The organism is Microcoleus sp. PH2017_28_MFU_U_A, assembly GCF_020738035.1.
In the GTDB taxonomy this organism is placed as follows: domain Bacteria; phylum Cyanobacteriota; class Cyanobacteriia; order Cyanobacteriales; family Microcoleaceae; genus Microcoleus.
Genome location: NZ_JAEQCX010000017.1, coordinates 1 through 1363, shown reverse-complemented (window position 1 = coordinate 1363; position 1363 = coordinate 1). Strand labels below are relative to the sequence as shown.

At 47.2% G+C, this 1363-nt stretch carries 2 protein-coding genes and 1 pseudogene; all 3 read right to left on the bottom strand.

The window, feature by feature from the left end; genetic code table 11:
• Window positions 1–214: 214 nt before the first annotated feature.
• Window positions 215–682: a hypothetical protein gene (locus tag JGK14_RS00170; protein ID WP_325314557.1), complete on the bottom strand. Its 468-nt coding sequence runs from the start codon at window positions 680–682 to the stop codon at window positions 215–217.
• On the bottom strand, window positions 601–879 hold the full coding sequence (locus JGK14_RS00165; RefSeq protein WP_293277714.1) for a hypothetical protein: 279 nt from the start codon (window positions 877–879) through the stop codon (window positions 601–603). The genes JGK14_RS00170 and JGK14_RS00165 overlap by 82 nt, the downstream gene beginning before the upstream one ends.
• 115 nt (window positions 880–994) lie before the next feature.
• Window positions 995–1363: pseudogene (locus JGK14_RS00160) on the bottom strand (ISKra4 family transposase); the annotation flags it as partial.

The window sequence follows — 1363 nt, the reverse complement described above, 5'->3', positions numbered from 1 at the left end:
TGTATTATATACGACTTCCTGCGAGCATCAACATGGCTGGTCAAAAAATTATAATGATTCCAAACGCAGATTCCTCTGACGCAAGACGCCCGCATCTGTCATCCAATCGCACGGAGGCAAAAACAAATTGAACCAGGGGCAAATAGTCTCGCGCCGCCACAATTTGCTCAAAAAGCTACCCAAATAGTCAATGATGGGTAGCTTTGTCCATAAATTAAGTTACAGTTCCTAACCCTTCCCACTTGCGGGTCAACACGCCCACTTCTTCGGCAATCTCTAAGTCGTAATTCTGCTCCTTGAGCGCTGCTGCAACTTCATTCTTGCTGTGGTAGTAGCCCAATCCCAACTCGGCGATCGCCTCTCGACTCATGCTCCTCTCGGCAATCAAGTGGTTGAGGGCGCCACTTCCTACTTCGCCCCACAGCCAATCCCGGCACTGGGCGTACACCGCAGCCAGTATCCCCCGGCGCATCTCCCACTTCGCTGCTATTTCTATTTCCCTAAGGCTGTGTTCGCGTTCGGGCAGCGCTGCTCCCACCCTCGAAGCTGCTTCCCGCAAAGCTTCTACCCAATCAAGCCCCTTGGGATGTTCCCAGCGGTTTACCTTAATACTGTGGATGTAGGCAATGGGGTCGCCTGCAAACTCGCACCCCCATCGTAGAAGCGCAGGGTATCGGGCCACACTGCAAACGAAGTACCCGATTTGCTTTCGCGGAACGGACTGCCGCCCCGCCACTTCTGACTGCTTCGTTGAAAGGCGTGCGATGGATGGTCGTACACCAAGTCTGGTGTGAGTCGGGGCAACACCTCCTGCTCCCAAAATCTCAATAAATTGATTTCTTTGGCGGGAGTGTTGCTGTTTTCTGCAATGTCTGTCATAATGTACTCCTTATTGAAATTTGATTGACCCGGCGCATTGAACTGCAAAGGGTCGTTTTTTTGTATAGCGTACTATCTTAGTTGGTAACCCCTAAATCACGGTTTTGCAAAAGCCTCAAATAGCCAAGAGGTCGTTGAGGTAAGCACAACGAAGTTTTAGCATCTTGTTATGACATTTTTTTTCAACCATTGAGCTCCGGAGATTTTCAACCTTCTATCTATTTGTTTGACAGCCGATTCCACCGCTCCCGAACCTATGGAACAGATCTTATCTGATGATAATTGCTCATAGTTAACAATTCGAGAGCGATGCTTTTCTAGATACTTGCAAAAGTTTTTAGCGGTTTTTCTGCGACAATTTTTAAATAAATTTAGGGTAGGTTCTACCCTTCCGGCCCACAAAAATTCCTTGGCTTTGGCTAAAGATTTTAATGACCCTCCCACTTTATATAAATTTTCCATTAAATGATACCAATCTAAAATT

What these genes read in the sequence shown, in the direction of transcription:
- JGK14_RS00165 (WP_293277714.1), bottom strand. Translation starts at nt 879, where the DNA reads ATGACAGACATTGCAGAAAACAGCAACACTCCCGCCAAAGAAATCAAT.